Genomic DNA, 4,987 nt, shown 5'->3' with positions numbered 1-4,987 from the left:
CGGTCGGGGTCGAATTTGTCGACGGCTTTGATCAGGCCGACGGTGGCGGTCTGGATCAGGTCGTCGGTGGGTTCGCCGCGGCCGGAGTAGCGGTGCGCGAGGTGGCGGGCCAGGGGCAGCCAGGCCTCGATCGCCCGATCGCGCAGACTCGCCCGCGAGGGGTGCCCGACCGGCATCGCGGCCATGGCGTTGAGCAGGTCGGTCGCGCTCTCGGCGGGCGCCTCGGTAAGTGCCGGTGTTGCGGTGCTTGTGACGGTCATGCTGAGTCCTCCCTGTCACCTGTCCGGAGAGCCGGCCCGATGGTGCTGGGCCCGGGTGGAGCAGGTATCGCTATCAGCGTTCCGCTTACCCATTGACGATCACTTCTTGTCGTTGGGCACGCATGCTTGGCCGTTCAGTTAAGGAGACCTTAGCTGAGAGGACGAGGCCTGACTAGCCGAAAGTATGAGTCACTTTACGTAGCAATCCGGTCACTTTGGATAGTGGATCACGACCGTCGGCGCGCGACGAAGAGCGCTCCCAGCCCGATGACCAGCAGTCCGGCGATGATTGCGGCGATAAGTGCCCAACCGGGCCCGTCGTCCGAGGTGTCCGCCGCCGCGACGGTCGACGGAGCGGCGGCCGGAACCGGCGACGAAACCACCGGATCGGGGGAAACCGACGGTGCGGCCGAGGTCACGGTCGGGGCGGCGACGGTGAACGTGTACGAGCCCTGCACCGGGTGCCCGTCCTCGGATACCACCCGGTAGGCCACCTGGTACGTGCCGTTGGCCAGGTCGCCGGTGAGCGGGAGCGTCCCCTTCTTCCCGTCCGCCTCGGCCGCCGCGGCGGGCACCTTCTGCTTCTGCGCGTCGGTCACCACGATGGTGAGGAACTTCGGGTCCACCTTCTGCAGGAAGGTCAGCTCGACGGCGGCCGGTGGCTTCTTGACCGTCGCGTTCTTGTCCGGCACCGCCTTGGTCAGCGAGTTGTGCGCCAGGGCCGGGCCGCCGGTGGTCACGACGACGAGGGCGGTCGCGGCGACGGCGGCGGCGACGAGACGGGCGATGCGCATGCGGGGTCCTCTTATCCGGTCAGTACTTGCTCGCCGATCCAACCATCCTGCGTTGGTCGCGGGAGCGGGCCCGGGAGTTCCCGTCAGTCGTCCTCTTCCTGTTCCTTCTTCTTCTCGTCCTTCTTCTCGTCGCGGGCCAGCGCCAGGTCCAGCGCGAGCACGCTGCACAGGATCAGCAGCGGGTCGACCCCGGCGGAGCTCTGCACCGCGTACGTGTCCCGGATGGTCAGCCAGCGCTTCGAGACCGCGGCCACCTCCTGCCCGCCGCGCTCGATCGTGTACTCGTGATCGAGCAGGTCGCCCCTCATCTCGAGGTCGTCCGGGCCGGGCACGTCGATGGCGAACTTCTCGCGGAACGGGGTGAACAGCTTCTTGCGTACCTCGGCCGCCTTCTCCCCGCCGATCCGGATCTCGTACGTCGGGCGAAGAGCCACCAGGTGCCGGTGCACGCTGGCGACCTCCTCGCCCGACGGATCCTCGATCACCACCCGGTTGCGGGCACTGAACACCTTGCCGTCGACGTGGAACAGCCTCGTGCCGTGCTCGTCCAGCACGTCGAAGTCGTCCCCGATGCTGAAGAACCGCTCCCGGATCACAAACATGCGGCGCAGCGTAGTACCGCCGGCGAACTACGGCTTCAGCACGACCTTGATGCAGCCGTCTTCCTTCTTCTTGAAGATCTCGTACGCGTGCGGCGCCTCATCGAGCGGCAGCCGGTGCGTGGTCAGGTCGTCCACGCCCAGCGGGTCGCTGTCGCCGGTCAGCAACGGCATGATGTCGTCGACCCAGCGCTTGACGTGTGCCTGACCCATCCGCATCGTGACGCCCTTGTCGAACAGGTCCATCATCGGGAACGGGTCGGCCTCGCCGCCGTAGACACCGATGATCGAGATCGTCCCGGCCCGCCGCACGGTGGAGAAGGCGGTCCGCAGCGCGGCCATCCGGTCCACCCCGAAGGTCTCGGTGGCCTTGCGGGCGATCGGGTCGGGCAGCAGCCCGGCGGCCTTCATCGCCGCCGACTGGAACGGCGTGCCGTGCGCCTCCATGCCGACCGCCTCGATCACGCCGTCGGCGCCCCGGCCGTCGGTCATGTCCATGACCGCGGCGGTCACGTCGTCGACCTTGCCGAAGTCGATCGTCTCGATGCCGTTGCGCTCGGCCATCGCCAGCCGCTCGGGCACGCTGTCGATCGCGATCACGCGGCCGGCGCCGAGGTGGCGGGCGATCCGGGCGGACATCTGGCCGATCGGCCCGAGCCCGGTGACCAGCACCGTGTCGCCCGGCTCGATGTCGGCGTACTTCGCGGCCTGCCACGACGTGGTGAGCACGTCGGAGAGGAAGAGGTAGCGCTCGTCGGGGTGGCCGTCCGGCACCTTGATCGGGCCGAACTGCGCCTGCGGCACGCGAAGGTACTCGGCCTGGCCGCCGGGCACCTGGCCGTACAGCTTGGTGTAGCCGAACAGCGACGCGCCCTTGCCCTGCTCGCGTACCTGGGTGGTCTCGCACTGGGCGAAGAAGCCCTTGGCGCACATCCAGCAGTGCCCGCAGGAGATGTTGAACGGGATCACCACCCGGTCGCCGGGCTTGATGTGGGTGACCTGGGCGCCGACCTCCTCGACGATGCCCATCGGCTCGTGTCCGAGGACGTCACCTTTGTCCAGGTACATGCCCAGCACGTCGTAGAGGTGAAGGTCGGAGCCGCAGATCGCCGTGGAGGTCATCCGCACGATCGCGTCGGTGGGCTCTTGGATCTTCGGGTCCGGAACCGTCTCGACGGACACCTTGCCGGTGCCCTGCCAGGTCAAAGCTTTCATAACCCTTTGTCGTGCCCCGTCCGGGCGGCGATATGCACGAATAACCGGGCGCTTGCGGGGCACGCCGAAGACATGACTACTCCCACCGGCAATCCTTTCGCAGTGGTGACCGGCGCCTCCAGCGGCATCGGCTTCGAGCTGGCCAAGCAGTTCGCCGAGCACGGGTACGACCTGCTGATCACGGCCGAGGACGACGGCATCGAGCAGGCCGCCGCCGACTTCCGGCGAGACGGGCAGAACCAGGTACTCGCGGTCCGCGCCGACCTCGCCACCTACGACGGCGTCGAGGCGCTCTACGCGGCGATCCTCGAGACCGGCCGCCCGGTCGACGCCATCGCGCTCAACGCGGGCCGTGGCATCGGCGGCGACTTCGCCCGGCAGACCGACCTCAAGGACGAGCTGAACGTCATCGACGTCAACGTCACCTCGACCGTCCACCTGGCCAAGCGGGTGCTGCCCGACATGGTCGCCCGCAACGCCGGCGACGTGCTGTTCACCTCGTCGATCGCGTCGATGATGCCCGGCACCTACCAGGCCGTGTACAACGCCTCGAAGTCGTTCGTGCAGTCCTTCGCCGAAGCGCTGCGCAACGAGCTCAAGGACACCGACATCACCATCACCTCGCTGATGCCCGGCCCCACCGACACCCAGTTCTTCGAGCGGGCCGACATGCTCGACACCAACGTCGGCGCGAGCAAGAAGGACGACCCCGCCGTGGTCGCGAAGCAGGGCTTCGAGGCGCTGATGAAGGGCAAGGAGAAGGTCGTCGCCGGCTCGATGAAGACGAAGGTGCAGGGCGCCGCGTCGAAGGTGATGCCGGACGCCGCGAAGGCGCAGATGCACCGCAAGATGGCCGAGCCGGGCAGCGCCGAGTAACACGGCATAGGTTCGGACCATGGAGTATCGCAGCCTCGGACGTACCGGTATGCACGTCAGCCCGCTCTGCCTCGGCGCCATGATGTTCGGCGCCTGGGGCGAGCCGGACCACGATGCGTCCATCAAGATCATCCATCGGGCCCTGGACGCGGGGATCAACTTCATCGACACGGCCGACGTCTACTCGCAAGGTGAGTCGGAGGTCATCGTCGGCAAGGCGTTGTCCGGCGGCAAGCGTGACGACGTGATCCTCGCGACGAAGGTGCACGGCCAGATGGGCGTACCCGTCGACGCCGCACCCGGCGCCGGGGGCGACCCCAACCAGCAGGGCAACTCGCGCCGCTGGATCTTCCGCGAGGTCGAGAACAGCCTGCGCAGGCTGAACACCGACTACATCGACCTCTACCAGATCCACCGGCCGGACCCGGACACCAGCGACGAGGAAACCCTCTCGGCGCTGACCGACCTGCAGCGGCAGGGCAAGATCCGGGCCTTCGGCTCGTCGACGTACCCGGCCTGGCGGATCGTCGAGGGTCAGTGGACGGCGCAGCGGCTCGGCCTGGGCCGGTACGTCACCGAGCAGCCGCCGTATTCGATCCTGGTCCGGGGCATCGAGGCCGACGTCCTGCCGGTCGCCGAGCAGTACGGCCTCGGCGTGATCCCGTGGAGCCCGCTGGCCGGCGGCTGGCTGAGCGGCAAGTTCCGCAAGGCCTCCGGCACGCCGGACACCAATCGGGCCAAGCGCATGCCGGCCCGGTACGACATGTCGCTCGAGGTCAACCAGCGCAAGCTGGACGCGGCCGACGAGCTGGCGACGCTTGCCGAGGAAGCCGGCACGACGCTGGTGCACCTGGCCATCGCCTTCGTGCTGCAGCACCCGGCGGTGACCGCGCCGATCATCGGACCGCGCACGATGGACCAGCTGGAGACCCAGCTCGGCGCGGTCGATCTCACGGTGACGCCGGAGCTGCTCGACCGCATCGACAAGATCGTGCCGCCGGGCACGAACTTCAACCCGGTCGACGCCGGCTACCAGCCGCCGTCCCTGACCGACCCGTTCAAGCGGCGCCGTCGCACCGCCTGACCCGTCGCACCACATTTTCGCGGCGTTGTCCCCAGCCGAGCGCTCCCCACGCGCGCGGCCGGGGGCGCGCCGGTAGCGTGTGGCCGATGGACCGGTGCAGTTTAAATTTCCTAAAAACCAATCCTATAAAATATTTGGTAATATACCTTATAACATAAG

The 4,987-nt window shown here is 67.8% G+C and carries 6 protein-coding genes; 2 read left to right on the top strand and 4 right to left on the bottom strand.

What is annotated here, in order from left to right; all coding sequences use genetic code 11:
• From AB0M20_RS26930 to AB0M20_RS26915, 4 genes are all read right to left on the bottom strand, one after another.
• Nucleotides 1-260: sigma factor (locus AB0M20_RS26930; protein WP_364302808.1), on the bottom strand; the 260-nt coding region annotated here is incomplete at its 3' end.
• A 227-nt stretch (nt 261-487) separates the two neighbouring features.
• Entirely contained in the window at nt 488-1,054 is a 567-nt protein-coding gene (locus AB0M20_RS26925) for a copper resistance CopC family protein (RefSeq protein ID WP_364302806.1), read from the bottom strand.
• A gap of 83 nt (nt 1,055-1,137) precedes the next feature.
• Nucleotides 1,138-1,656, bottom strand: a complete 519-nt coding sequence (locus AB0M20_RS26920; protein WP_364302804.1) for an LURP-one-related family protein — start codon at nt 1,654-1,656, stop codon at nt 1,138-1,140.
• Between the two features lie 27 nt (nt 1,657-1,683).
• Nucleotides 1,684-2,868 carry a zinc-dependent alcohol dehydrogenase gene (locus AB0M20_RS26915; RefSeq protein WP_364302802.1) on the bottom strand — a complete coding sequence of 395 codons (1,185 nt, stop codon included), beginning with the start codon at nt 2,866-2,868 and terminating at the stop codon, nt 1,684-1,686.
• Between the two features lie 72 nt (nt 2,869-2,940).
• On the opposite strand from AB0M20_RS26915, the gene AB0M20_RS26910 reads away from it, so the two are divergent.
• Nucleotides 2,941-3,744 carry an SDR family NAD(P)-dependent oxidoreductase gene (locus AB0M20_RS26910; protein WP_364302800.1) on the top strand — a complete coding sequence of 268 codons (804 nt, stop codon included), beginning with the start codon at nt 2,941-2,943 and terminating at the stop codon, nt 3,742-3,744.
• Nucleotides 3,745-3,763: 19 nt separating this feature from the next.
• Nucleotides 3,764-4,828, top strand: a complete 1,065-nt coding sequence (locus tag AB0M20_RS26905; protein WP_364302798.1) for an aldo/keto reductase — start codon at nt 3,764-3,766, stop codon at nt 4,826-4,828.
• Nucleotides 4,829-4,987 lie beyond the last annotated feature (159 nt).

Origin of the sequence: Actinoplanes sp. NPDC051633 (genome assembly GCF_040681735.1) — a bacterium.
In the GTDB taxonomy this organism is placed as follows: domain Bacteria; phylum Actinomycetota; class Actinomycetes; order Mycobacteriales; family Micromonosporaceae; genus Actinoplanes.
The sequence above is the reverse complement of the archived record's forward strand: the minus strand, read 5'-3'. Positions and strand labels throughout refer to the sequence as shown.